This is a genomic window from Halomonas sp. 72 (assembly GCF_052379785.1).
GTDB classification, from domain to species: Bacteria; Pseudomonadota; Gammaproteobacteria; order Pseudomonadales; family Halomonadaceae; genus Vreelandella; species Vreelandella citrativorans.
This window is the reverse complement of record NZ_JBQSYY010000004.1, coordinates 182,112-205,668: the sequence shown is the minus strand read 5'-3', so window position 1 is coordinate 205,668 and position 23,557 is coordinate 182,112. Positions and strand designations below refer to the sequence as shown.

The 23,557-nt window shown below is 50.1% G+C and carries 19 protein-coding genes; 10 read left to right on the top strand and 9 right to left on the bottom strand.

Annotated elements, in window-relative coordinates; all coding sequences use genetic code 11:
* Positions 1–51: 51 nt before the first annotated feature.
* Complete coding sequence (locus tag ACT3T6_RS06395; RefSeq protein WP_441316934.1) at positions 52–216, top strand: JAB domain-containing protein; 165 nt, start codon at positions 52–54, stop codon at positions 214–216.
* Between the two features lie 129 nt (positions 217–345).
* On the opposite strand, the gene ACT3T6_RS06390 is transcribed toward ACT3T6_RS06395, so the two are convergent.
* Positions 346–834 carry a type II toxin-antitoxin system VapC family toxin gene (locus tag ACT3T6_RS06390; protein WP_192526792.1) on the bottom strand — a complete coding sequence of 163 codons (489 nt, stop codon included), beginning with the start codon at positions 832–834 and terminating at the stop codon, positions 346–348.
* Complete coding sequence (locus tag ACT3T6_RS06385; RefSeq protein WP_192526793.1) at positions 809–1,900, bottom strand: helix-turn-helix domain-containing protein; 1,092 nt, start codon at positions 1,898–1,900, stop codon at positions 809–811. Before ACT3T6_RS06385 ends, ACT3T6_RS06390 begins: the two co-directional genes overlap by 26 nt.
* Positions 1,901–2,003: 103 nt before the next feature.
* Here ACT3T6_RS06385 and ACT3T6_RS06380 point away from each other — a divergent pair, with 103 nt between their 5' ends.
* The 3 genes from ACT3T6_RS06380 (at position 2,004) to ACT3T6_RS06370 (ending at position 4,389) form a co-directional block, all read left to right on the top strand.
* A complete protein-coding gene (locus tag ACT3T6_RS06380; RefSeq protein WP_444625940.1) occupies positions 2,004–2,183 on the top strand; it encodes a hypothetical protein in 180 nt (59 codons plus the stop codon).
* 237 nt (positions 2,184–2,420) lie between these two features.
* Positions 2,421–3,176: a hypothetical protein gene (locus tag ACT3T6_RS06375; RefSeq protein ID WP_192526794.1), complete on the top strand. Its 756-nt coding sequence runs from the start codon at positions 2,421–2,423 to the stop codon at positions 3,174–3,176.
* A 1-nt stretch (position 3,177) separates the two neighbouring features.
* Positions 3,178–4,389 (top strand): helix-turn-helix domain-containing protein, encoded by a 1,212-nt coding sequence (locus ACT3T6_RS06370; protein ID WP_192526795.1) that lies wholly within the window; start codon positions 3,178–3,180, stop codon positions 4,387–4,389.
* A 110-nt stretch (positions 4,390–4,499) separates the two neighbouring features.
* Here the strand turns inward: ACT3T6_RS06370 and ACT3T6_RS06365 are convergent, their stop codons facing one another.
* The 6 genes from ACT3T6_RS06365 to ACT3T6_RS06340 all read right to left on the bottom strand — a co-directional run bounded on the left by ACT3T6_RS06365 (position 4,500) and on the right by ACT3T6_RS06340 (position 13,202).
* Positions 4,500–6,317 carry an ATP-dependent helicase gene (locus ACT3T6_RS06365; RefSeq protein WP_287078144.1) on the bottom strand — a complete coding sequence of 606 codons (1,818 nt, stop codon included), beginning with the start codon at positions 6,315–6,317 and terminating at the stop codon, positions 4,500–4,502.
* Positions 6,286–8,085, bottom strand: a complete 1,800-nt coding sequence (locus tag ACT3T6_RS06360) for an ATP-dependent nuclease (protein ID WP_192526796.1) — start codon at positions 8,083–8,085, stop codon at positions 6,286–6,288. The genes ACT3T6_RS06365 and ACT3T6_RS06360 overlap by 32 nt, the downstream gene beginning before the upstream one ends.
* Positions 8,086–8,835: 750 nt before the next feature.
* The gene (locus ACT3T6_RS06355) at positions 8,836–9,294 is read right to left on the bottom strand and encodes a very short patch repair endonuclease (protein WP_192526797.1); all 459 of its coding nucleotides are present in this window, start codon (positions 9,292–9,294) and stop codon (positions 8,836–8,838) included.
* Complete coding sequence (locus ACT3T6_RS06350; protein WP_287078148.1) at positions 9,278–10,501, bottom strand: type II restriction endonuclease; 1,224 nt, start codon at positions 10,499–10,501, stop codon at positions 9,278–9,280. The genes ACT3T6_RS06355 and ACT3T6_RS06350 overlap by 17 nt, the downstream gene beginning before the upstream one ends.
* A 48-nt stretch (positions 10,502–10,549) precedes the next feature.
* On the bottom strand, positions 10,550–12,010 hold the full coding sequence (dcm, locus tag ACT3T6_RS06345; protein ID WP_192526925.1) for a DNA (cytosine-5-)-methyltransferase: 1,461 nt from the start codon (positions 12,008–12,010) through the stop codon (positions 10,550–10,552).
* 70 nt (positions 12,011–12,080) lie between these two features.
* Positions 12,081–13,202, bottom strand: coding sequence for a hypothetical protein (locus ACT3T6_RS06340; RefSeq protein WP_192526798.1), 1,122 nt, complete (start codon positions 13,200–13,202; stop codon positions 12,081–12,083).
* 372 nt (positions 13,203–13,574) lie between these two features.
* Here ACT3T6_RS06340 and ACT3T6_RS06335 point away from each other — a divergent pair, with 372 nt between their 5' ends.
* The 6 genes from ACT3T6_RS06335 to ACT3T6_RS06310 all read left to right on the top strand — a co-directional run bounded on the left by ACT3T6_RS06335 (position 13,575) and on the right by ACT3T6_RS06310 (position 22,723).
* Positions 13,575–13,781 (top strand): hypothetical protein, encoded by a 207-nt coding sequence (locus ACT3T6_RS06335; protein ID WP_192526799.1) that lies wholly within the window; start codon positions 13,575–13,577, stop codon positions 13,779–13,781.
* A gap of 318 nt (positions 13,782–14,099) precedes the next feature.
* On the top strand, positions 14,100–17,450 hold the full coding sequence (locus ACT3T6_RS06330) for a site-specific DNA-methyltransferase (protein ID WP_192526800.1): 3,351 nt from the start codon (positions 14,100–14,102) through the stop codon (positions 17,448–17,450).
* Positions 17,437–18,030, top strand: coding sequence for an AAA family ATPase (locus ACT3T6_RS06325; protein WP_225733711.1), 594 nt, complete (start codon positions 17,437–17,439; stop codon positions 18,028–18,030). The genes ACT3T6_RS06330 and ACT3T6_RS06325 overlap by 14 nt, the downstream gene beginning before the upstream one ends.
* Positions 18,027–18,221: a hypothetical protein gene (locus ACT3T6_RS06320; RefSeq protein WP_179914907.1), complete on the top strand. Its 195-nt coding sequence runs from the start codon at positions 18,027–18,029 to the stop codon at positions 18,219–18,221. The genes ACT3T6_RS06325 and ACT3T6_RS06320 overlap by 4 nt, the downstream gene beginning before the upstream one ends.
* A complete protein-coding gene (locus ACT3T6_RS06315) occupies positions 18,221–21,577 on the top strand; it encodes a DEAD/DEAH box helicase family protein (protein WP_444625939.1) in 3,357 nt (1,118 codons plus the stop codon). Before ACT3T6_RS06320 ends, ACT3T6_RS06315 begins: the two co-directional genes overlap by 1 nt.
* Positions 21,578–21,847: 270 nt before the next feature.
* Positions 21,848–22,723 (top strand): pirin family protein, encoded by an 876-nt coding sequence (locus ACT3T6_RS06310; protein ID WP_192526802.1) that lies wholly within the window; start codon positions 21,848–21,850, stop codon positions 22,721–22,723.
* A gap of 11 nt (positions 22,724–22,734) precedes the next feature.
* On the opposite strand, the gene ACT3T6_RS06305 is transcribed toward ACT3T6_RS06310, so the two are convergent.
* Positions 22,735–23,337 (bottom strand): DNA-3-methyladenine glycosylase family protein, encoded by a 603-nt coding sequence (locus ACT3T6_RS06305; RefSeq protein WP_192526803.1) that lies wholly within the window; start codon positions 23,335–23,337, stop codon positions 22,735–22,737.
* Positions 23,338–23,557: the final 220 nt, after the last annotated feature.

Below are 23,557 nucleotides of genomic sequence, written 5' to 3'. Positions count from 1 at the left end.
ATCCGCGAGAAGTGCTAGCCGCGCTGGCCTACAACGCGTCTGCCGTGATACTTGATACACCACCACCCCAGTGGTGACCCAGAACCAAGTGGCTCAGATAGGCAAATCAATGAGCGTCTAAAGGAAGCTCCGGGGCTGATGGATATTAAGGTGATTGATCATGTAGTGGTGGGAAGTGATGGGTGTAAGTCATTTGCGAAGATGGGATATTTGTAACTGATTAACTCTAAATGTGGCGCCGCTCCTGGGGGGCGATCCCATCTGTTGAGCTGTTTGTTTTGGCTAATATTCATAACCGACAAGAAGCCTTTTGCCTGCTCTGAGACGTCATCTTGAGCGCCGTATTTACCGCCATCGGCCTAGTCGTTGATGGCACTCGTTTTCCGGTAGCCTGGCACCCGCTTTTAGCATTGATCCCAAAGAGTCGGCCAGTTGGCTTGGCGAAAGAAAGGCATGAGCTTCCAGCTCATCTAATATCCAAAGTACACCACGAACCTCTAGTTTGCTTTGTTGCCCTGATTTTCTGAGCGCGCCGTCATTGGTCAGCAGCGTCCAGCCTCTTTCCTTGGCTAGGAAGTAGCACGACACATCCGCTAGTGAGGAATTACCCAATGTTTGGCGTAGCGTAAAAAGCGTTGCAACTTCCTCACCATTGAATGCCTCAACTACAAGGCCTAATCCCGTTAACTCTTGGCCAGGGGGCTTTTTCAACTCCCGCCACACAAAATCGGTGGTGACGAACTGGTGAGGTAGGGCAAACACGGTTTCAAGCAGGCCACTGCGGTGAAGATCTATCCAGATATTGGTATCAGAGACAAGAATTTTCGCTGACATGTTCACTGTCACCTGCCTGTCCGTTTGCCATTATTTCCTCAATCTCGCCGAGGCTTACACTGAGTAACTCCGCTGCTCTTGAAGGAGTAACCAGTCCTTCAGCCAGCGCCCTGTAAACCAATTGCTTCAGGCGATAGGATTTTTCAGGCTCTTGTCGACCTGGTTCACTTTTTCGAAAACCCTTCATCGACCATAGGCGAAAAGTGCTCTGATAAAAGCTCGAACTAACGATATCCAGGTCATATAATCGGCGCAAAGTGGCTTGAATAGAAATACCCCACTCCTCCTTGGCCAAAAGAAACTCTTGGAACAGCACCCGTTTGCGGTGCTCACCAAAGGTGACGCGCACTTGATTTGCAGGAAAGAGAAACGCCCCAGCAAAGCGGTGGCACCAGTTTTCTTCATCCCGAGTGCCATGAAGCTCCTCAGGTAATGACATAACCAAATGTCCTAGCTCATGGGCGAGATTAAAACGCTGACGTTCACCAGGACGCTCAGTATTACTGACAATAACGGCATCCGCGCCATCGTTGACGAGGGCGCAAAGCCCATCAAATTTCTCGTGAGCCTGAAGACTGACGACTTTAATGCCATTTTCTTCCAGGGTTTCAGTCAGATTGGCAATGGGGTTTAGCCCAAGCTGCCATTCTTCGCGCAGTTTATTAGCTGCCTGTTCAACCTCATCGATATTGGATACGGAAAAACGCTGATGCCATTTGGAAAATTCATCAGGTGATTGGCCGGTTTGGAACAGGCTCTCTGCCGCTAAATAGCGCTCAAGGTGCTCACGCACTTGCTCCTTGACGGCTTCTTGCTGGCGTTTTCCGAAGGCAGAGTGCTTACGGAAGTCTACTTTTCCCAGCTTTACTGAGTCTGAACGGAAAAAATACTCAGGGTTAACCCCAAGTGCGTCCGCTAGTTGGATCAAGCGAGTCGAATTGGGCGCGTCCTTGCCCTGTTCATATTTCGACAGAGCTTGCTTGGTTATGCCCCCCAGCAGATCGGCTAATTGCTGCAAGGTCATATTCTTAAGGACACGCGCACGATGTATACGATCATGCAGCATGATTTTCTACCTTATTTTAAGGTGGTTTAAGTTGACAATATGGTGATTGGGTTGGCGCCTGTCAACCTAATATGTAGGTTTAAACATAGAGACACTACATATAGTGGCTTCCTTACTAGAAAACTACTGCGAGAGAGACAAGGAAGCTGTCGTCGTAGTGCTCGAAAGCGGAGCCGGTGTTGTATGGCGGATCGATATAGATGCACTTAACCTGCCCAGCATAGTAGGGCAGCAGTGCCTTAAGAGCGTCGAGGTTATCGCCCTAGATGAGCATGTTTCCTGAATTCTGGTCACCGTAGCCAAGCTTGGGCTCTTCCTCCATCAAGCGATAGGGCACCTTTTCAACGGCGCGCACGTCTTCGTCTCGGGTTAACATCGCAGTATGGGCATGTATGTACTTGTGTATTCCTTAGCAGCGTGTGACTTGGGCTGGGCTCTTGGCCACATAATACCCTTTGTGGGGGACAACATCTAAAGCGACTAGCGTGTCCTGTTCAGCAGGCTAGAGAATGAGTTTTACGTGGATAACAGGAAAAAACGGGCCTATAATCTGCTTTACCGAATCGGCGCCTTGGAGGCAATCGTGAGCCAAAAAGAAACGAACAGAGAAGAACTATGCCGCTTTATTTGCCAGCAACTACCTCGTCATCATCTAAATCAATTGCTTGAAGGCATTGAAGTAGCTTTTAAGAATAGCGACAGCCACCTTAAAGAGACTTTCAAGTATGTACCGCTGGCTGGTCCAGGGCCGCAGTTACATCATTACACGGTGCAAGAGGCTATTCTTGGTTTGCAGGGCGATGAAAGCTTCGAAGTGAGCAATTATTCTACTCGCCCAGCAGGCGGGCACTATGCGCTCATTCAGGCTGGTTCTCTTTTAATTACTACCAGTGTCGTGACAAAGGATAAAGCGCAGCCTACTTCGGCTAAATATCGGCGTGAGTTCAGCGCTATTAACGAAAAGCTGGAAGCGCAGCATCCTGACTTGTTTCAATCTGCCACGCCTCCTCTCGGCCCGAATGATGACTCTTTGCACGCTTTATTACTGCCTTATACAGCAAAATGGACAGAAGGTGACCACAGTTCTCCCTTAGGCATCGTTGTAGCCGTTCCATTCAGTGATCCAAGCGCAGGGTTTCACTTGCGAATTAGTGCTGATGAGCTTTTACAGTATTACGACGAAATAGATGGTCTCGGTGATGTTGCTTATCCGAAACTGCGTGCTAGCATGCGTCGCGATGAGGAACGAGACCAACACGAAGGTGGAAGCGAGTGACATGAGAACAGGGGTTGATGGATTTCAAGGCCAACGGCTGAGCCAGCTGCGTATGGCCCAAAATTTGACCCTCGCGGAGCTGGGAGAGCAAATTGAACGCTCTTCCAGCACGATTTCGGCATGGGAAAAAGGTACCCAGCTACCTGAGGCTGAGTCCTTTGATCGCCTTTGCCACGTTTTTAATGTTTCACGTATGTGGTTTCTCAAGCCAATACCGCTAGCTTTCCAGAGAGAACAGCGCCCCCATTTTTTCCGCTCTCAAGCATCTGCTCACAAGCAGGCCCGTGAGCGGTCGCAGTTGTATTTAGCATGGCTTCAAGAGATTTCAGACTTCTTTCAGGATGCAATGGAGTGGCCTGAGGTCAATGTACCTATGCTTGATGCCGATGACTGTCGCCTGATCAGTGATGAAGAAATAGAAGATATCGCGCGCGAATGCCGTGAAGCTTGGAATCTCGGCACTGCCCCTATTCCGAATGTTATCCAGGTAATGGAAAATGCTGGAATCATTTGTACTCGTGCGACCCTGGGGCATGTCAAAATGGACGGTGTCTCCCATGTTTCCGTCTTGGATGGCCGACCCTATGTGCTGATCGCTGAAGACAAAGCGAATGCTATTCGTAACCGCTTCGACGCAGCGCATGAACTGGGGCATCTAGTACTACACTCGAAAATTCCGGCTTCACAATATGTGAAAAATGAGCTCTACGACCTTTTAGAAGGGCAGGCACACCGTTTTGCCAGTGCTTTTTTGATGCCTCCTGAGAGCTTTGCGCAGGAGGTCGTATGGCCAACGCTTGATAACCTGCTCTCGCTTAAATCTCGCTGGAAGGTCTCAGTAGCGTCAATGATCGTACGCTGTCGAGACCTATCATTGCTTTCGGATCAGCTTGAATTAAGGCTTTGGAAAGGACGCTCTGCACGTAAATGGACGAAGGGTGAGCCAGGCGACGATACCTTCGCTTTCGAGCAGCCCAAGCTCATGATGCGCGGCGCTCATTTGTTGGTAGATAACGGCATCTTCGAGCGCGCTGAATTGGTGTATCAGATTGGGTTGCCGCCAGAAACCATTGAGATGCTTTGTAGCCTACGACCTGGTTATCTAAGCCAACAGTCCAATGCTGGTGATAACGTGGTGCCTCTCAAGCTCAAGCACAATACCGTAAGGTCTGGTCGAGCTACCCGAGCGGATGTCCTGCCATTTCAGAAATAGAGGTGAGAGCGTTGCATTTCCATTGGTTCACGAGGGTAGGTGCTTGTAGTAATTTTTTTAGCCTTTCCAGGAGGCTTGAGCACTTATTATCCATATAAACATAGCCTAGTTCAGACATCGCCTGCATCAATTCGTCCTGCCAATTCTGTTACAAACGGTGATGGATTATTAGCACTGTAAATTATATGAATTTCCTCTTCCGCACGCGTGAAGCCTACATAGAACAGGCGACGTGCCTCTCTTATCTCTCCCTCTCCTGCATTATTGCGCGGTAGCTTGCCGTCATCCATACCGAAGAGAACGACAAAACGGAACTCGCGGCCCTTGGAGCTGTGAAGGGTTGTCAAGGTGATGCGATTGTTGCCCTCGCCATGACCGCAGAAAAGGCCGAGCGTGAAGCCGTCACAGGTGTTCCCGGGGGCACTTTTCTCTACAAATGTATTTAGTGTGTTGCGCTCGTCGCTCATAGTGCGGCTTCGGGCAAGGTGATCGTTCAGCAACTCTTGGCGGAAGGTCGTTAGCCAAGTATGAAGATCAAGCGTGCTGTCACGCCGTTCCCATAGGAAAGTAATTAGCTGTCGCTGGAATTCGTTTTGCTCTGTTTCGGAGGCGAGCGTTTCAGCGAACAGACGCTCGCCGTCAGCCACGAGCCTTGAGAAGCGAGGTGTTCCTGTTTGCCACCCGCTGCAGCACCACGTGGCACATTGCTCTAGCCAGCGCATCAGTCGGCTTGAGCGGGGGTAGTGTGATTTACTGTCCGCCCTGACTGTGCCATAGCCGTATGCCTGGGCAGCATCTGCAATATAGTCACCGAGCCATGCGGCTGGGTAGAGGATAGCAATGTCTCCCGATTCTAAGCCCGGTAGCCTAGCTATGGCATTGGGAATGAGCGTCTCGAAAATGTAGTACGCACGCTGTTCATAGCTGCCATGAAGGGGCTGAAAATAGATCGTCCCTTCTGCAGCGCCCGCCGGAGCCTCGTATCCCCTTTCCTCACCTAGCGCGAACTGCGAAGCGGTGACGATGCTTGATCCGCAACGGTAATTCAGGCGCAGCGGAACCGTTTCTACATCCGCGCGCTGAGCAAGCCTCCTTAGCAGTTCCGGTTTTGCGCCAATAAAGCCGTATATCGATTGATCCACATCTCCGACAGCGAAAAGTCGTATTCCGGTGCTGAAGCAAAGTCCTAAAACCATACTGTGCAATGCACTGCCGAGATCCTGATATTCATCTACAGCCAAAACGGGATATTTAGCGCGAATGGCGCAGCGGAGCCACTTGTTTTCCCTAAGCGCACGCAAGGCGAGTAATGGCATATCATCGAAATCGATCAATCCTTGCGCCCTCAGCTCTTCTTCGTAGGCAAGAACGAGTTGAGCACATGTGGCATCGTCGTCATGAAAGGCTGCTGCCGCACGGTTTAGATGAGATCGACGATAACGTTCCATGAGTCCCTTCCACATTCTGTGTGGATCCTCATCCCTTCCAATAACCCTGTCATAGGCGCGCTCCAGTGCGTCGCGTTGTTCCTGCAGATTTGCGACTGCAAAATCTTCTGGCAGGCCGAGCCTAGCCACCTTTGAGTATGGCAATATGATTTGCGTTAGCGAGAATGAGTGGACAGTGCCAATAAAAATCCGTTTGCCAGGTGCAATACCCAGGTCGTTGAGCCTTTGCTCAAGTTCACGCGCGCATTCGTTGTTATAGGTAATGCAGGCTAGGCCCCGAGGCTCTTCAATATCTTCGGCGAGCATACGCGCTAGCTTGATTGTCAGTGTCTTCGTTTTGCCGCTGCCTGGGCCTGCCAGCACGACACAATGACCATCCGATTCATAGGCAGCCCACTGTCCCGAATTGCCCCGTAGGCTTTCGGCAGCCTTGATATACGCTGAACGCTCAGACACGGTCGGCCACGTATCTGATGGCACGGTCGATATATCCTGGAGGGTCAATCTCCTCGCAGTGAGAGAGCAGTCTTTGGGCAAACCTCCCCTTGCCAATGCTATCTATCATCTTTAGAAGAAGGCGCTCATCCAAGTTGTTGGGATTTTCTTCCCAACGATTAACTTGGTCTTGGCGCTCCGCGCTGAACCTGTACTCACGCAGCACCCCTATGATCGCGTCCGCGAACCCTTCCTGAAAAAGGTCAGCCTCAAGGGTCTGCATATTGGAAAAAATGCCGAAGTCCTCACACCGCTTACGAAAATCTTCATAATCGCTGTGCCCGGCCAGTTCCGCGAGCACATCGTCCGGGCTTTCTCCGGTGCAATGTTCCGCAATAATCGCAATAAGTCCTCGGCTGCGATTGTAAGCAAGCGGTTTTTTCCCTTCTTGCGGATCTCGGTCCGTGATTACGGAAAACGGTATGCCGAGACCGCTCAGAAATTTTACATATGGTTTAAAATTAGTTCCTGAAACTGAGCAGACAGTTATACCTAACCTGTCTAGAGGTTGTCCGATTCGCTCCGCAAGGGCGGGTACAAGGAACTTCTCTGCATCACCTTCAACTAGAATAACGCCTCGCGCGAACAGCATTTCTGCGCGCGTCACATCTAGATACCGTGCAATATCGTCCGCTTCGTGGTCACTGAGATTGATCTCTTGAGCTGAATAGCCGACTGTACCTTTCTCGCCGGCGTCCTTTAGCAACACGATTGACCGTAATGGTGAAACGCTTGCGATGTGTGGAGAGTGGGTCGTCAAAATGACTGAGAGAGGCCCTGGCGTCTCTTCGCCATCGACCGACTCGAACATTTGCCGGTAAACCGAGCGCTGTAGATGTGGGTGCAGGTGCGCTTCTGGTTCTTCTATTGCGAGGAATGTATGGTCGCGACTGTTTTCACTGATCAGTTGCCTGATTTCTAGTGTTTTTAGACTGAGGAAAACCAGGTTGGCAGAGCCGAGACTGGCATCATCGATTCCTCGCGCGCCATCATCAATTAATAGGCGGATGGAACGATGCAGGCGAGTCGGGTCCGCTGGGCTGAATCCGATACCGGGTCGGATATTCTGGCGCGGCCCGCTTAACTCTAAAAACGCGTCTGCGATGCGTTGTTGTAGTAATTGGACTTCTTCGAATTGCGTTATCTTTCCGGTAACTTCCTCAATAGCCGCGCCGATGGCCACGAGATCATCTTGGTCGACGGTCCTGAATGCCTCTTCCACCAGTGGGCGTAGAGGTGAGCGCCGCCATACGGCGAGATCACTCTCGGCGTCGCGCAGCGCCGGAAGTACTTCCATTGCGATTCGGCGCCGTAATTTGTGACCATAAGTTTTTGTATCACTCTCCCCCCCATAGCAGAAGAATTCGAAATCTGCTGCAGATATAGGGGCGTCAACGTCGAGATCGGCTCTCGCCCGAAGTTCATAGGAAAGCCTCACGGTCTCGGGATCGTCATCGAGTCGAAAGTCTGTAAGGACGGCCAGAATATCCGGATCATGCTCAAAGTCTTTGATTTCGACGCTGACCACGATATTGTCATCCGCACTGAGCGTTTCGAGGCCGTCCCAGAAGTCTGACGGGGAGAGCTGACGTGCGCTATCCGGTAGATTGTGGTCAAAAATGAGCCGCAAAGCGTACAGAAGGTTGCTCTTTCCAGTACGATTCTCGCCTAGTATCACCGCGTTGCCACCGAGAGCAACGTCAAGAGTCTGGAAGTTCCTGAAATTTCTTATAAAAATTCTAGAAAGGCGCATGTCCCAAACTCTGCTCTTTTAGGCTTTGTTTGTAACCTAACATAGCTTAGCGCGTATCGACACTTTTGCGTTCTGAATGAAAAATTAGTGCATATGCATCGTTCAACGCGATCAATATGACTAGACGGTTGAAGCGATGATAAGCTTGCTTGCTGATTACGAGTAAGTGGCCTGCGATAAGTAAATTGTTGAATAATAAAGGATAATTTATTTATAGGTGTAGCAGAATATAATTCGTATTCCTTAAAGCTAGGTGGTTGTGCTCATAATTCTTTGCATATGTGATAATAAAAATCACTGAAGGCAAGCACCCTCCTGATAAGCAATGCAGATCCTTTCTTGAGGTGGCTACCTGCCCCATCGTTCGCACATACCTTTGGTTGAAATGCCTCTATTCACGATTTTATGCCCATGCAATGCGGGGAGTAGACTGGGGAGTATATCCATAATAATTTCCTATTATTTTTATAGTCTTATGTTTTTATTGATTTTTTATAAAATTATCAATATTCAGATTCAGAATATTGAGTGATGTCGACGTAACAATATGACCAAGCTCTAAGTTTTAGTCATTAGTAATAAGCGTGTTTACCATCTACGGTTGCAATAATTGTTAAGCCACCAGGAAAATAGTTTTCCACGCCATTGGTTGAAGCCCTTGGCTTCTTTGGTTTTTAAAAAGCTAACGTATTTAGAGAGAATGCCGCGAGTGGGAACTTGGCCCTTCGTGATAATAGCGTCGCTAGTGCGTTAGTCCCTGACACGTGGCGGCTTTTCGGGCCACTCTGAAAGGGCGATTTCGCCCTCGATAGCATCTATCACTACCTCAAATTCCTGCGGGCAGTGTTTCACGCCACACTCCCATACAACGATGACGCGCCATCCTTGAGCCTCTAGTTCGGCCTGTTTGCGTGCGTCTCTGCGTACGGTCTCGGCGAGCTTGTTCTGCCAGAACTCCTTTTGGCTGGCGGGCGTTGTCGCATAGAAGCAGCCTTCATGGCGGTGCCAAAAGCAGCCATTTACAAAAAGAGCGACCTGATAAACAGGAATCACAAGGTCTGGTTTACCGGGCAAGTGGTTCGCGTGGGCGTCAAAAGAAATATGTCGTTTCTCAAGCTCCGCCTGAACGAACCGCTCCGGGACAGTATTCTTGCCCTTGATTGAAGCCATCATTTTTGACCGGGTGGAACGATCAACTATGTCCGCCATGGTGGTGCCCGCGAATAAATTCGATGAAGCTGGATAGCGTCTCGACGCTGCCTTGAGCGTAAAACGGCTGCAGCGGCGATGGAATTACCAGTTGAACGCCAGCATCCCTCATTTCCGTAAGCTGATGCTCTGATACGCCGGGTTGAAGGGTCAGCAAGTGCTTTAAAGGAATACGCTGCGCTTCATTCAGAACCTGCCGCCAGCGGTCCTTGCAGGTGGTTTTGACGCCCAGCATATGAAGTTTTGAAGAAGGAAAGTCATCGTGTTGATACGCTTCACTGCTTGGAAACAGGAAGTCCGGCTTTGAGCGTTTCTCGGTTCTGGCGCCGCGCTCAAACGGTAACCCGTGCTTGCCAAATATCCACTCCAAGTGGTTCTCCAAGGCGTGCCCGGCTCTGGATTTTCTTCGGTTCTGAACACTGAGAGAGAAGCTGATAAAAGCATCTACATCGTTAGACCAGCCGTTGGCATGCTCTACCAGGTGTGCACTGACAATGTGGCGCTCCAGCTGCTTAAAGAGTATTTCTTCGCGCTCGATCAATGCCATCAACGTATCGTCAGGCGCGGAGACTGGATCAATATCATGTTGCAGCGTTTCAAGCGCCAGATCTGACAGTTTTCGAGTGGTGGGAAATTTTAGGTCGAATCTTTCAAGCAGTAGATCTAGCCAACTATCCTCATCAGCACCTGCTCTTGGGACGGCTATCCCAACTTCGTCAGCAATATAGTTGAACAGTGAAACCGGAACCTCGATGCGGGTTGGGTCGACGATTTCAAGCGTCGTACCAGGCTCCTCATACACACCAAACAGCCAGAGAAGCGCTGTTCGAAGCTCACTTTCCTGGGGAACGATAACCAGCAGCAGAGAACCATCAGGCCGGTGAGCATAAATCAGGGTGTCTCCCGCCGCCGCAGACTTCAGGGGCTCATTGCTGCTTTTATAGTACAAACGAAACTCTGCACTACGCGCCGGGTCATTCTCGCGTGCATCGTACCAGGTTAACGTCCCATTCTGAGAGAGCCTGTCGGCGTCATCATCACCCATATAGAGACATGTGCTCTCAATATAGAGCCGCTCATTTCCGAGAATTTGCCGGAGCTTCTGAACCCCTTGAAGTTCATGCTGGTTGGACTTTTTGGGGTTAACCTCAACCTCACTCAGCAGCTTTACGCCAACGCCTGTAAAGTGAGTGGACAGCTTTTCCATACGTCTATGGCCCCTGATATCTTGGCGTTCAAAACCCTGGCAAACCCGTTACTGCGCGAGGGGAATCTCTATCTGCTTTTGGTCTTCTTTCGCCTTGATAGACTCAATTTTTCGGGCAGCAAGAATGCGCGATTTCATTAGCTTTGCCACGGCTTCAAACACCGGAACAACCACCGAGTTACCAAACTGCCGGTAGGCTTGGGTGTCGGATACCGGGATGACGAAGTTGCTCTCACCCAGCTTATCAAAGCCCATTAATCGGGCGCACTCTTGGGGCGTCAGCCTTCTTGGCCGGTGCGTGAGGTTGTGTTCACTGTAGAAATCCAGTGCGTCATCAAAACCTCTATCTACCAAAATCTCCGAGCCATCCTTGTGATAACGGGCTGACAAGGTGCGGGCCACGTCGTGGGAGCGGGTCAAACCAAAGCCGAATCCGTTACCCTTTTCGCGGTGCTTCTGCGCGTACTTGTAAAGGTACTCCCACAGTTTAGGCGTCAGGATGTACTTGTCATCGACGTCCTTATCCAGGAGTTCGCCAAAAGAGGGGCGCTGCTTCGGATACATGTTGACGATGTCTTTTAGAGTGAAGCCATTATGAACATCAAGGTCTCGACGAAAGCCCACAAGCACAATCCGCTCGCGATGCTGAGGAAGGAAGTGTTTGGCATCGATAACCTTGGGGTCCTGGCCTTTGGGAGCGTTAACATCCGCCACTTCATAACCCAGCTCATCCAGCGTCTCACAGATCACACGGAAGGTTTTACCCTTGTCGTGGCTCTTGAGGTTTTTGACGTTTTCAAGCAGAAAAGCCGCCGGCCGCTTGGCGGCCAGAATTCGCGCAACGTCAAAAAACAGTGTTCCCTGGGCATCGCACTCAAACCCGTGTTTGAGGCCAAGAGAGTTCTTTTTTGAAACGCCTGCCAGAGAAAACGGCTGGCACGGAAAGCCTGCGAGTAACACGTCATGATCAGGAATCTGCTGATCAATGTGTTTATAGGCGGTATCTTCGTCAATCTCGAGATTTGAGCTCAGCGTGACTTCGCGGATATCTTCGTTGAATCGATGCGTAAGCGGATCGCAGAAATGATTCGCTTTATAGGTGCGTACGGCGTACTTGTTCCACTCAGACGTAAATACACATTCGCCACCAATGGCTTCAAACCCTTTTCTTATTCCCCCAATACCGGCGAACAGGTCAATGAATCGAAAAGACGGCTTGATATCATTGGGTTTAGGCGTTGGCAGCATGGACACCATGCGCTGGTAGGCGGCACGGGTAACCTTGGGTTCAGCCTTTCCTTTGGCCCAGCGATTGATGGTTTCTCGGCACCAGCTCCCCTTGTCAGCCTCGGCAAGTGCTTCTGCGATGGCTCTTTGATCGTAAATTTCCAACAGCTTGTTCAAAAGAGCTCTGTCATCAAGCCTCTCATAGGGCGATAGAGAAGTACCTGCTGGTTGAGAAGCCGCGTCTGAGTCAGCAGCGTTATCAATATCGAAAAGGAGAGTCATGAGGTTCTCTGGGTCAAATGTGTGACGATCTGCCACGATTGTAGGCCCATCATTCGGTTTTGGCGAGATCTTACTGCTGAATACGGCTGTTCTTTAACATCTGATCACTGGCCGGGCGATCCAAATGGCCAGTGGCAGAAAGATGAATGTTTTTGGCAATTTCTTCGACGGGATCGTCAAGCGTTCCCAGAAACTGGAACTCGGAAGGGGTAACGTAGCGCGCTTTTTGCTCATCTTTTCCGGTGAAAGATTGTTCCGCCCCCGTTGCCGATGAGCGTCTTTTCATTATCTCGCGCAAGGTCGTTTCATCCAATAACTTTGCCAATAGTACGACGTTCTTGCGATCCCCGATTCGGTTGAGTAGGTAGCCCGTGCCCAGGTTTTTGTTCCAGATCGGCTTCACCATAATCATGTGCAGCGTCTTGATGCCTCTCTGGGCCAACGCCAGCATAACCCTTAGCTGGCCGTTATTAATCCCAAAAGAGAGATTCTCGTCAGGGCCATCAATGCGCGGGAACTTGTGCTTAACCTCCAACTGCATGAAAGTGTTATCCGGTAGCCGTGCAAGGCTGTCTATATCCCACACGCCATCGAAAAAAGGCTGTATTGCACAGTTTTTGAACAAGCGATGGAGCACGACTCGCTTGAAAAGATCATCGCTATATTGGCTGGAAATACCCGCCCAGAACGCTTGTTGGGAGCGGTGTTCATCAATGACCGACGCCGCAGGAATCCTGAATTGAGGTACTGTCTGTCGCCGGTTCTTCAGCATAAAGGACTGAATGGGAATATGCGTTTCGCCGTTCCACTCCTTGATAAAGAAGTCTCTGGCCGACTCGTTGTAATAGCAATCAAACAGAAAACCGTCATGACTTCCTTTGGGCGCAAGAAGCTTGCGCAGCGCTGCTGCTGACGTGCACGCTTCTGAGTGGTCCCATATCCACCAGGCATTCACAAACGTTTTCCGCGTCGAATGGCGCTGGGCTTTCACCGTCAGTGTGCGAACCAGCGAGATCGGCAATACGTCAATCCCTTGCCCGGTAAGCTTGCTGAGATACTCGTTAAATACTGACTCAATAACGAGGCCTTCCAGCATCCGGCTCTTGTCGGAACGAACGAGAATTTCCTTTAGCTGCTCGATGTTATCAAGCGGAATATCCTGAAGGGGCCCAAACGGGGTCAGCAAGCTCATTGCCTATTATCCTGCGCTACGCGTGGAGGTTTGATATTGGCTGGGCAAGGAATAATTAGCAAGTGTTGAAGGAGCCGCTTGGGTCAACTTAAAAACTACTCCCAAGGCCATGGCGACTGTGAAGTTGAACTGCCCACATCGCGGCTGTTTTTTTAAAATACACCCAGTCCTATAACAGGTGCCTGATGCATCACCAGAATACTCAGTGATTCGATTCGGAGTGCCAAATCGCAGTCATGGCTATTTCATTCGCTATGTCTTGGGTGATCCCCGGCCCTTTTCGGAAAGCTGCATCGTCTGGCGGAAAGTAAGGGCATTATTTTGCTTACCAAGCCAGCACCGGGTATAACACCTAGTAGAGTAATAGAGAGAGTGATTTCCTACGTTAGAAGAGTAAAAGTCGCCCAAAAAGCACTTGAATTACTCGAACGCCAACAGTGTCGTGATCGGCAAATGATTTTCGACGTGCAAGACGAGATCGAAGAAAAACGTGATGCACTTATCGATGCTCTGGAGCGACAGATGCATCGAAAAAGCCAGACTAATCGGCTGTTCCAGATTCGCTGCGTAGGCGTTTAAGTACTCACGCGGCATTCACGGATTGACCCCAATCAACCAGCTGTTTACTCTTCTATGTGAACGCCCTCCACGCTTCTCGTCAGATCAGCGCACCATGGAGGGTTACTTTTTTGTATGGCCGATGATGGACGCAACACTGTCCTTGGCGACACCAATTAAGTTGCCCGACTACACGATACGTTATGACGTCCAACACGAAGCGCGTGCAGAGCGCTCCCCAATGATCATCGGTCTGCCCTAGCGGTTGCCCGAGCTTTTTCAATTATTCTAACTGTCGAGCTTTTCTCGTCAGTTGCACGATCTGATGGATACGAATCAATGGTTGCTACGACTGCAGACGGTCACAAGGAACGCTTTATCAAGCTGTTGCACGAGCTTTTTCAGCTCGATAAGCCAGAGTTGGATTTCGGGCTGTACCGCATCATGCATGCCAAAAGCGACCAGCTCTCCCGCTTTATCCGTGAAGACTTAGCCCAGGCGATTGAAGATGCCTTCGCCAAGCAGGGCGAGCAGCAACTATCAGCGATGCGTCATGACATTGATGAGAAGCGTAAACAAGCCGAAGAACTAGGTGCTCCAGATCCGGATAGCGCCCCTGCTGTGAAACAGGCTAGGGCGGCTTATCATGTGGCTAAACAGGAGCAGAGTGCTTCGGTAGATATCTACGACCACCTCTATCGCTTCTTCTCACGCTACTACGATAAAGGCGACTTTATGAGTCGCCGACATCACGTGGCGGAGAATGACAGCCGTGCGGCTCCCTACGCAGTGCCCTACGATGGCCGTGAGGTTTACCTCCACTGGGCCAACAAAGATCAGTACTACGTAAAATCTTCCGAAACCTTAGCCAATTTTACCTTCAACCTAAACGAAGCGTTAAAGACGCTGCAAGGCTCCGCGGCCCAAACAGGGTTAGCGTTTGATTCGACAGACGCTGCCCTCAAAGTACACTGCCGCGTGGTGGACGCCACAGAAGGTGAACATAACGATGTTAAAGAGAGCACCGAACGCTTCTTTATCATCCATCATGATGAACCCATTCGCTTGGATGGCGCCGACCTAGTGCTGCAGTTTGAATACCGCCCTGATCCAGAAAAGACCGGGCAGAGTGGCGTTTGGCAGAAAAAGCGGTTGGTGGAAGCTGAAGAGCGCATTATGGAAGCGCTGCGCGCCACTGATGGTGTCGTCGCCTACCGTGAAAACTTGGCCACCCGTGCACCCACCGACAAGCAGAAAGAGCGCACGCTGTTGGGCAAGTACTTGCAGCAGTACACGGCCCGCAACACGATGGATTACTTTATCCACAAAGACTTGGGTGGCTTCCTCTCCCGCGAGCTGGATTTCTATATTAAAAATGAAATTCTGCGGCTGGATGATATCGACGATGCGGATGTGCTCATCGTCGAGCAACAGCTTAAAAAAATTCAAGTGCTGCGTAAATTGGCTAAGGAAGTTATTGATTTCTTAGCGCAGTTGGAGAACTTTCAGAAAAAGCTTTGGTTGAAAAAGAAGTTTATTACTGAGGTTGGCTACTGTTTTACACTTGATCTAATGGAAGCTAATATAGATCTGGCAAGTATGGCTCTTTCTAATCCACGTCAGAGGTCAGAATGGGAGAAGCTGTACTGCCTTGATATTGGTATGTTAGAGCGTGATATAAAATCACTTGGCGTCTATGAAGTGATAAAATCTAAAAAATATTGCCACTTGATGGTGGATACTAATAATTTTGATTTTCAATTTTTCTATGATATTTCTTCATTGTTAGAAAGTCCTGGCTCCAATCTCGATGGTTTAGTAGTTAATGGTGAGAACTATCAAGCTTTACAGGCTTTTAAAAATAAGTTTGAGGGTGAATTTGATAGCGTTTATATAGATCCTCCCTATAATACAGATGCAGGGCCAATTAACTATAAAAATGGTTATAGAAACTCCTCTTGGGTTTCGTTGTTACAAGATAGGCTTTTTGTATCTAAGACTCTTATGAAAGAAGACGCTATCAACTGTGTTACTATTGATGACTATCAAGTCAATGAGTTATCGATGGTGCTGGACAGTGTGTACGGGGGTGATGCTCACCTTGGAACAGCAGTTATTCGCAACAATCCTTCTGGCCGATCTACAGTAAGCGGTTTTTCTATATGCCATGAATATGCAATTTTTCATTCGAATAGCGATGGTGCTCGCCTTTCGCGCCTTCCTAGGAATGAAAAGCAATTATCTCGATTTACAGTTGAAGAAGGTAAATATGTAGATTGGCGTAATTTTAGAAAAGATGGAGGAGCTGTGACGCATCGTAAGGAGCGTCCTAAACAATTTTACCCAATTTATGTAAATCCAGAAAAAATGACACTTCGTATTCCTGATCTTCAATGGGACTCAGCCTCTAAGTCATGGATTGAGCTTGAAAGCCTTGGAGATAATGAAGTCAAAGTTTTCCCAATTGATGATAATGGTAAAGAAAGAGTGTGGAGCCTTTATCATATATCCGCTAAGGAAAAAATATTTGATCTCGAAGTAGCCCTAACAAAAGCTGGTAATATCAAAATTATGCGTCGGCATGAGCCTGATTCAGGTGTGCTTCCTCGAACATGGTGGGATGATAAGCTTTATGCAGCTAGAGAATATGGTAGTGCAACTTTAAGAAATATGTTCTCAGTAGCTGAGTTCTCTTTTGCTAAGTCTCCGCATGCAGTGAAAGATTGCCTTTGGATATCTGGTGCTGATAAGAAAAATGCTCATGTTCTTGATTATTTTTCGGGTTCTGGGACCACTGGGCATGCTGTCATTAATTTAAATAGACAAGATTCGGGTAGTCGTAAATATTGTTTGGTTGAGGTGGGGGATTATTTTGAAAGCGTTTTAAAAAGCAGATTAAAAAAAGCTGCGTATTCTGAAAAATGGAAAGATGGGCATCCACAGGAAAGTACATCAGGTGGATACTTAGGTCTTTCACATGCTTTCAAATATTTTTGTTTAGAAAGCTACGACGATGCCCTCAACAACTTAGAGCTAGATGATAATCCCCAGCGCGATGCGCTGGTTGAGCAGAACTCTGACCTGCGCCGCAACTACACTCTCAAGTATCTACTCGACGTAGAAACTCGCGGCTCGGCCAGCCTATTGAATACCGAGTGGTTCCGTGACCCTGAAAGTTACATGCTGAAAGTGAAGCAGCCCGGTAGCGATGAAAGCCGTAAAACCGCAGTGGATTTGGTTGAGACTTTTAATTGGTTGATTGGCCTGCACGTATCCCATTTGGATAAACCACGCACCTACGTAGCCCGCTTCGAGCGCGAGGCCGACCCCGAGCTGCCGGAAGATCAGAACACGCGCCTGAAAGCTGTCAGCTTGCGAGAAAATGAAGATGGCGCGTACTGGATTCGCCAAGTGGAAGGTCACGTGCGCCGTATTCCGGGCAGCGACGAGGATTTGACTAAAGTGTTGGTGGTATGGCGCAAGCTAACGGACGATGCGGAAAAAGATGCCGCTGTGCTAGAGGCGCTGCTCGAAAAATATAAGATCGGCACCACGGATAGCGAGTTCGACACCATCTATATCAATGGCCCCCACGGCCTGAATTTGTCGGGCCGTGCCCGTGATCGTGTTCATAGCCTGGAAGAAACCTTCCATGCCCGCATGTGGGAAGGGTGTGATGATGACCTCTAAACCTGTTATGCCGACGTGTTGGATCGTTGCTGGCCCCAATGGGGCTGGCAAGACCACCTTTGCCCTGCATTATTTGCCGCAGGTGGCTAAATGTGCACGTTTTATCAACGCTGACTTAATTGCTGCCGGGTTGTCACCTTTAGCGCCTGAGCGTGAGCTGCTCTCTGCCAGCCGTATTTTTCTCAAGGAAATCGAGGACGCCATTATCGAAGGCGAAGACTTTGCTTTTGAGACAACGCTCTCCGGGCGGGGGTATCTCAGCCTGATAAAACGTCTGATGGAATCGGGGTGGCGGGTCGAGCTCGTCTATTTAGCGCTGCCTTCGCCCGAGATGTCGCGACTGCGTGTAGCTGAGCGTGTCTCTCACGGTGGCCACCATATTCCGCTGAAAGATATCCAGCGCCGCTTCCCCCGCAGCCTGAACAACCTATTGATGCTCTACGCGCCAAGCGTTACCCGTGCGCGCTGTTTTATGAATGCGGGCGGAGCCCCTGCGCCGGTTTTTGAGCAAGCGGGTGCGCAGCGCCAAGTGCTTGATGAGCGTTACTACACTTTACTCCTAAAGGAGTCTCAGCCATGACTCAGTTGACCCCCGATACTCACGAGATGCTAGAAAGCTTGCGCTCGGCTGTTGCCGAGACGCTCGAGCGTAAACGCCGCCTGGGTCAGTATGCTGTGGTCTGGGAGAACGATAGGCCAGTCCTCATAGGTGATGATGCGCCTACCCAACAGAGTGATGAGCAGAATCGACAGGATCGGGAGTCGCATTAATGGCAGGTAAGCCACGCCAAGCGAAAATCAGAGTACTCAGCGCCAAGAATGACTTTCTCAAAAAACTGGTGCTCAACCAGTGGGTGATGACCCGCTTTGGTATCGACCCGCTTGAGCAGTGCCGTGACAAGGGCAGCCAAGTGCGCCCTATCACACTGCTGAATAAAAATCTCAAAGAGAGTCAGCCAGGATTAACCGGGGACCGGCATCATCACTATCTGCACGCGCTGCTGGGTGGCTATCAATCAAGCTGGCAATACAGCGAAGAAGATTTAAAGCGCTTTGATGCCAATATCGTCGAACACACCGATGCGCTCAATCAGCAGCGTGAGGTGGAAGTCGAGTGGAAGTATTTCCAGTGGTTAACGCTGCTATTCGTGGAAATTTACTTATTCGAATATTTTCGTGACCGTGAGGCGCTAAAAGAGAGCCTTAACACCCAGGTGGATAGGTTTAACGCGTTTTGGCAAGGACAGGGCTACCAAACGGGCATTGGCCGCTATCAGGACGAAGACCTTAATAAACTCTGCCTGCAAAATGCCACCGGTTCCGGTAAAACGCTGCTGATGCACACCAACGTGCGCCAGTTTCGCCACTATGCCCGCCAATACCAACGTATTGGCGACTATGGACAGATTATCTTAATCACTCCCAATGAACGCCTCAGCGACCAGCATTTACTTGAGTGCCGCGAGTCTAGCCTAGAGGCGGAACGTCTTAGCCAAGATGGAGGAGATCTGTTCAGCGGAGAGCGACGGTCACTCAGCCGTGTTGCCATTAGCGAAATTACCAAGCTCGGCAATGAGCAGGGCAAAAAGAAAATGGCCGTCGATAGCTTTGGTGACGGCAATTTGCTGCTGGTTGACGAAGGGCACCGTGGGTTGGGCTCTGCCAGTGAGGAGAAAGGCTGGCTTTCGCACCGTAACAAACTGGCGGGGCGTGGCTTCACCTTCGAATATTCGGCCACCTTTAAAGAAGCGGTGGTGGCCGCTGGGGATAATGGGGTTGAGGAGTCTTACGCTAAAAATATTCTCTTTGATTATGGGTACCGCTATTTCTATGAAGATGGCTACGGTAAGGATTACCGGATCTTCAATTTGCCCGAAAAAGAAACGCGGCAGCGCTACACGTACCTGACAGCGGCGCTCTTGGCTTTTTACCAGCAGCAGCGATATTTCCACGAAGAGCACCGCCAGCTAAGCCAGTGGAACCTTGCCGTACCCCTATGGGTGTTCGTGGGTGCCAGCGTGGTAAAAGACGATGGCAGTAAAGAGAGCGCTAAAAATTACAATGAGCGTGCTTCCGATATCGCTCAGGTGTTGGACTTTTTAGCGTGGTTTTTGGGCGAGAAAGAGCAAGCTAAGCAAGCGCTCAGCGCCGTTTACCAAGGGGATGCAGCAAGTGCGGGCCTGATTGATAAGCAAGGCAATGAAATTTTCTCTGGTAGCTTTCCGTGGCTTAAGGAACAGCAACTCACCGTTGACGCTCTCTATCGGGATATTCTTACTCATACGTTCCATGCGGCAGGTGGCGGTACGCTCAACGTTGACCGGATTACCGGCGACTCTGGCGAGCTGCTGTTGAAGGTGGGGGAAGCGGAAAAACCCTTTGGGTTGATCAATGTGGGCGACGCCTTGGGCTTGGCTGAACACTTGGAAAGCCACGATATCAAGCACCTACAGGTTCGTAAGTCTGAATTAGCTAACTCTATTTTTGCTGAGGTTATCCGTGAAAGCTCGCCCGTTAATCTACTGATCGGCTCCAAAAAGTTTATTGAGGGATGGAACTGCTGGCGCGTGTCCAGCATGGGACTGATGAACACCGGCAAGAAGGAAGGCTCGCAGATTATTCAACTCTTCGGCCGTGGGGTGCGTCTTAAAGGGCGCGATATGAGCCTGATGCGTTCAAGTCGTCTTGATCCGATTCTTGCGCCCAAATACCTCTATTTGCTGGAAACGCTGAACGTGTTTGGCGTTGGCGCCGACTTTATGGCCACCTTCCGCGACTTTCTCAAAGACGAAGATTTGCCGGGTAACGATAACCCGGAAGTGCATACCCTCAAGCTCAATGTTATGGAAGACGTGGGTAAATCATTGAAGATGCTACGGCCTAAAGTGCGCCAGGATACCCGGCAGGCCTACAGCTTTCATCGTGATGGGCCATTGGTGCGTTTTGGGCATCCGGTGATTAGCAGCGATTTTTATAGCCCGCTGGGCCTAACACCGGATATCGTTCTAAAGGAGCGCCGGGTTGAACTAGATCGCTACCCTAGGGTAGATAGCATTCAAGCATCGGGTGTGAAAGAAGTCATGGCTAAGCCCGGCTTGGCGAAGCAACTGCCACGCTATTTCGATGATGACAGGCTTTTATTCATCGACATGGCCGCGCTGGCACGTGATCTGGAGCGTTATCGCCGTGCCCGTGGGTACGCTAACGTATTAATCGACGCTGAGCGTTTCCCCGAGTTATTGAAAAGCCAGATTTGGTACAGCTTGTTAGTGCCCGATGACCAATGGAAACTCCATGCAGATAACTTTCAGCGTTATCAGAGTATGGCGTTAGAGCTGCTATCGCTGCTGTTAGATCGTGTGTTCAACTATCACCGGCGTGCTTACCTAGAGCCACGCATGGAGTTGGTAGCACTTGAGGAAGCGCGCGGTAATTTGCCTAGCACCAATGAGTATCAGTTGGTGGTTGATGGCAGTGAGTTAGCGCTAATCGACGATATCAAACAAATGAAGGCGGCGATTGAGCAGCAGCAAAAAGTGGCCTATTGCTCATCCAAAGCAAACGGTGTCAGCGCCGTACAGATCGGTGCACATCTCTATAATCCGTTGTTACATCTTGGCAAAGATAGCCGGATTCGTGTTGAGCCGGTTGCTCTCAATGACAGTGAATTCCGTTTTGTAGAGGATCTCAAAGTATGGCTTAAGAGAAACCAGCAGGCCATCGCTAAGCGAGGTGAGCAGGTTTATCTGCTCAGGAACCTAGTACGGCAGGGAATTGGGTTCTTTGAAGCAGGAGGCTTTTACCCGGATTTCATCCTCTGGCATGTTAATCAGGATAGGCAGCGTATTGTCTTCGTTGACCCTCACGGCGTACGACATACTGGACCCAAAGATGAAAAGATAGAATTCTCTGAACGCATCAAGGATGTCCAGCGCCGCTTGAGGAATGAGTGTGTGGAGCTTGAAAGCTTTATTTTGGCCCCTTCCAGTACGACAAGCGCGTGGGTTAACAGTCACTGGGGTATGACTGCAGAGGAGCTCCGTGCTAAACATGTGCTGTTCATGTCTGATTCGGACTATCTGGATAGACTTATGCAAATGGTCACTGCCCCAGCAGTTCCCTGTTAGCTGCACCATGCCTCTCTAACTTGGTTAATGGAAACTGCGTGCAGGCTCTTAAAATTTGAATACTTTTCCTGAAACCAGTTTGAGAGTGCTCATAGCCTATGAAATTCGAGACGCAATGCGTCTCGAATTGCAAAATTAATAAGTAGCTGCGCATATCAAAGCTCTTATTCAGCCACCCATCAATTTCCTTGAACAATCCAAAGAAAACTATTCGCTCCTCATTCTTTAGCTTAGGTTTTAAGCTAAAGGTAATTTGTTAAGGAGTATTTTATGTCGGACTCATCCGTTAACTCAGTTCGCCGCGTTACCGCCCAGCACCCGGCACACCGCGATGATATTGGTGATCTGGTCACTCGGCGGCCATTGCCTGGGCCGGGTCTTGATCAGTTGGATCCTTTTCTGTTTTTGAATCATCACGGCCCGCAGGTTTATCCCGCCAATAATCAAGGTTTGCCGTTTGGCCCGCACCCGCATCGTGGCTTTGAAACGGTAACGTTCATTCTGGAAGGCTCGCTTGCCCATGCCGATAGCGCCAAGCATCAGAGCGTGATTCATAAAGGCGGCGTGCAGTGGATGACGGCGGGCAGCGGTATTGTGCATGCGGAAATCTCACCCGCTGAGTTTTTGCGTGACGGTGGCCCGCTGGAAATCCTTCAACTTTGGATCAATCTGCCTGCGCGTTTGAAAATGAGCGAACCGCGCTATATGGGCCTTCAACAGGATTCAATTCCGACAATTGCGCTACCAGGTGGCGGTGAGTTGAATCTGATCGCCGGGGAGTGGGGCGATACAAGCGGCCCTATCGAGACGTTAACCAATGTGTTTATGTCGACGCTTAAGCTGCCTGCCGGTGCGCGCGAGCAACTGCCCGTTGCCGCTGGGCGACAGGTGTTTCTGTATGTGGTGAGTGGCGACGTTACGGTGAGCGGTGAACCCACCAAGCCCCATCAACTGGTTGAACTGGACCGGGAGGGCGATAGCATTGTGATTGAAGCCGCAAGCGACGCTCAGCTGCTGTTTGGTCATGGCGATGTCATCGATGAGCCGGTTTACTCTCACGGGCCGTTTGTGATGAATACTCGCGAAGAGATCGAGCAGGCGGTCGAGGATTATCAGGCCGGTAAGTTTGGCGGACTGAACGCCTAAATGCTTTATTTTTAAACTGGCTCGCCGCGATAGTAGTGCCATAAAAACAGCGACCCCACGCTGCGCCAAGGCTCCACCAACTGGCGCGCCTGCTTGGGCGTGGGTTTGTCGTCTAAACCTTTTAAGCGGCCTAACGCTACGCGTAGGGCGAGGTCATCGGCAGGGAAGATATCCGGGCGTTTAAGCGAGAACATCAGGTAGATTTCAGCACTCCAGCGCCCAAAGCCACGCAGTTGGGTAATCGTGGCAATCACTTCCTCATCGCCTAGATGCTCAAGCCCGTCGGCACTGAAGGTGCCGGCAAGCTCCGCTTCGGCAAGCCCTTTAGCGTACTCGATTTTGCGCCACGAGAGCCCGGCATCACGCAGTGCCTGACCTTGTGTGTCGAGGACGGCTTGGGCGTGAAGCTCTGGTAGCAGGGTATTCACGCGGCTCATAATCGCACGAGCCGCTTCCGTGGAAAGCTGCTGGCTGACAATGGTGGAGAAGAACGTCGCAAAGCCTTTATTACGCACACGTGGCGAGGGCGCCCCTACCAATGGAAGGGCACGGGCGATATCCTGGTCGGCCTTGGCGAGCGCTTTTAGGGCCTTTTCAATGGTGTCAGGGGTCATATGACGCCTTATGGGTGCAGAGAGTTACTAGGGTTTGTACGAAAAGTCGCTGAGCGAAGGCCAGACAAGGCAAAAATCAGCGAAAAAGCGGACCGAGCTCGCGCACGAGTTTACATGTGTAAATGAGTATTTTGATCGGACTCGCGCACGAGCTGATTTTTAACGCCGTATGGTCGAGCGCAAGCAGTTTTCGTACAAAGCCTAAGGTGCTTTGTGGATT

Coding starts and splice junctions, on each gene's coding strand:
- ACT3T6_RS06390 (WP_192526792.1), bottom strand. CDS start 834: ATGTCAGCGAAAATTCTTGTCTCTGATACCAATATCTGGATAGATCTT.
- ACT3T6_RS06325 (WP_225733711.1), top strand. CDS start 17,437: ATGATGACCTCTAAACCTGTTATGCCGACGTGTTGGATCGTTGCTGGC.
- ACT3T6_RS06350 (WP_287078148.1), bottom strand. CDS start 10,501: ATGGAAAAGCTGTCCACTCACTTTACAGGCGTTGGCGTAAAGCTGCTG.
- dcm (WP_192526925.1), bottom strand. CDS start 12,010: ATGACTCTCCTTTTCGATATTGATAACGCTGCTGACTCAGACGCGGCT.
- ACT3T6_RS06315 (WP_444625939.1), top strand. CDS start 18,221: ATGGCAGGTAAGCCACGCCAAGCGAAAATCAGAGTACTCAGCGCCAAG.
- ACT3T6_RS06310 (WP_192526802.1), top strand. CDS start 21,848: ATGTCGGACTCATCCGTTAACTCAGTTCGCCGCGTTACCGCCCAGCAC.
- ACT3T6_RS06305 (WP_192526803.1), bottom strand. CDS start 23,337: ATGACCCCTGACACCATTGAAAAGGCCCTAAAAGCGCTCGCCAAGGCC.
- ACT3T6_RS06320 (WP_179914907.1), top strand. CDS start 18,027: ATGACTCAGTTGACCCCCGATACTCACGAGATGCTAGAAAGCTTGCGC.
- ACT3T6_RS06370 (WP_192526795.1), top strand. CDS start 3,178: ATGAGAACAGGGGTTGATGGATTTCAAGGCCAACGGCTGAGCCAGCTG.
- ACT3T6_RS06330 (WP_192526800.1), top strand. CDS start 14,100: ATGGTTGCTACGACTGCAGACGGTCACAAGGAACGCTTTATCAAGCTG.
- ACT3T6_RS06355 (WP_192526797.1), bottom strand. CDS start 9,294: ATGGCGGACATAGTTGATCGTTCCACCCGGTCAAAAATGATGGCTTCA.
- ACT3T6_RS06385 (WP_192526793.1), bottom strand. CDS start 1,900: ATGCTGCATGATCGTATACATCGTGCGCGTGTCCTTAAGAATATGACC.
- ACT3T6_RS06360 (WP_192526796.1), bottom strand. CDS start 8,085: ATGCGCCTTTCTAGAATTTTTATAAGAAATTTCAGGAACTTCCAGACT.
- ACT3T6_RS06340 (WP_192526798.1), bottom strand. CDS start 13,202: ATGAGCTTGCTGACCCCGTTTGGGCCCCTTCAGGATATTCCGCTTGAT.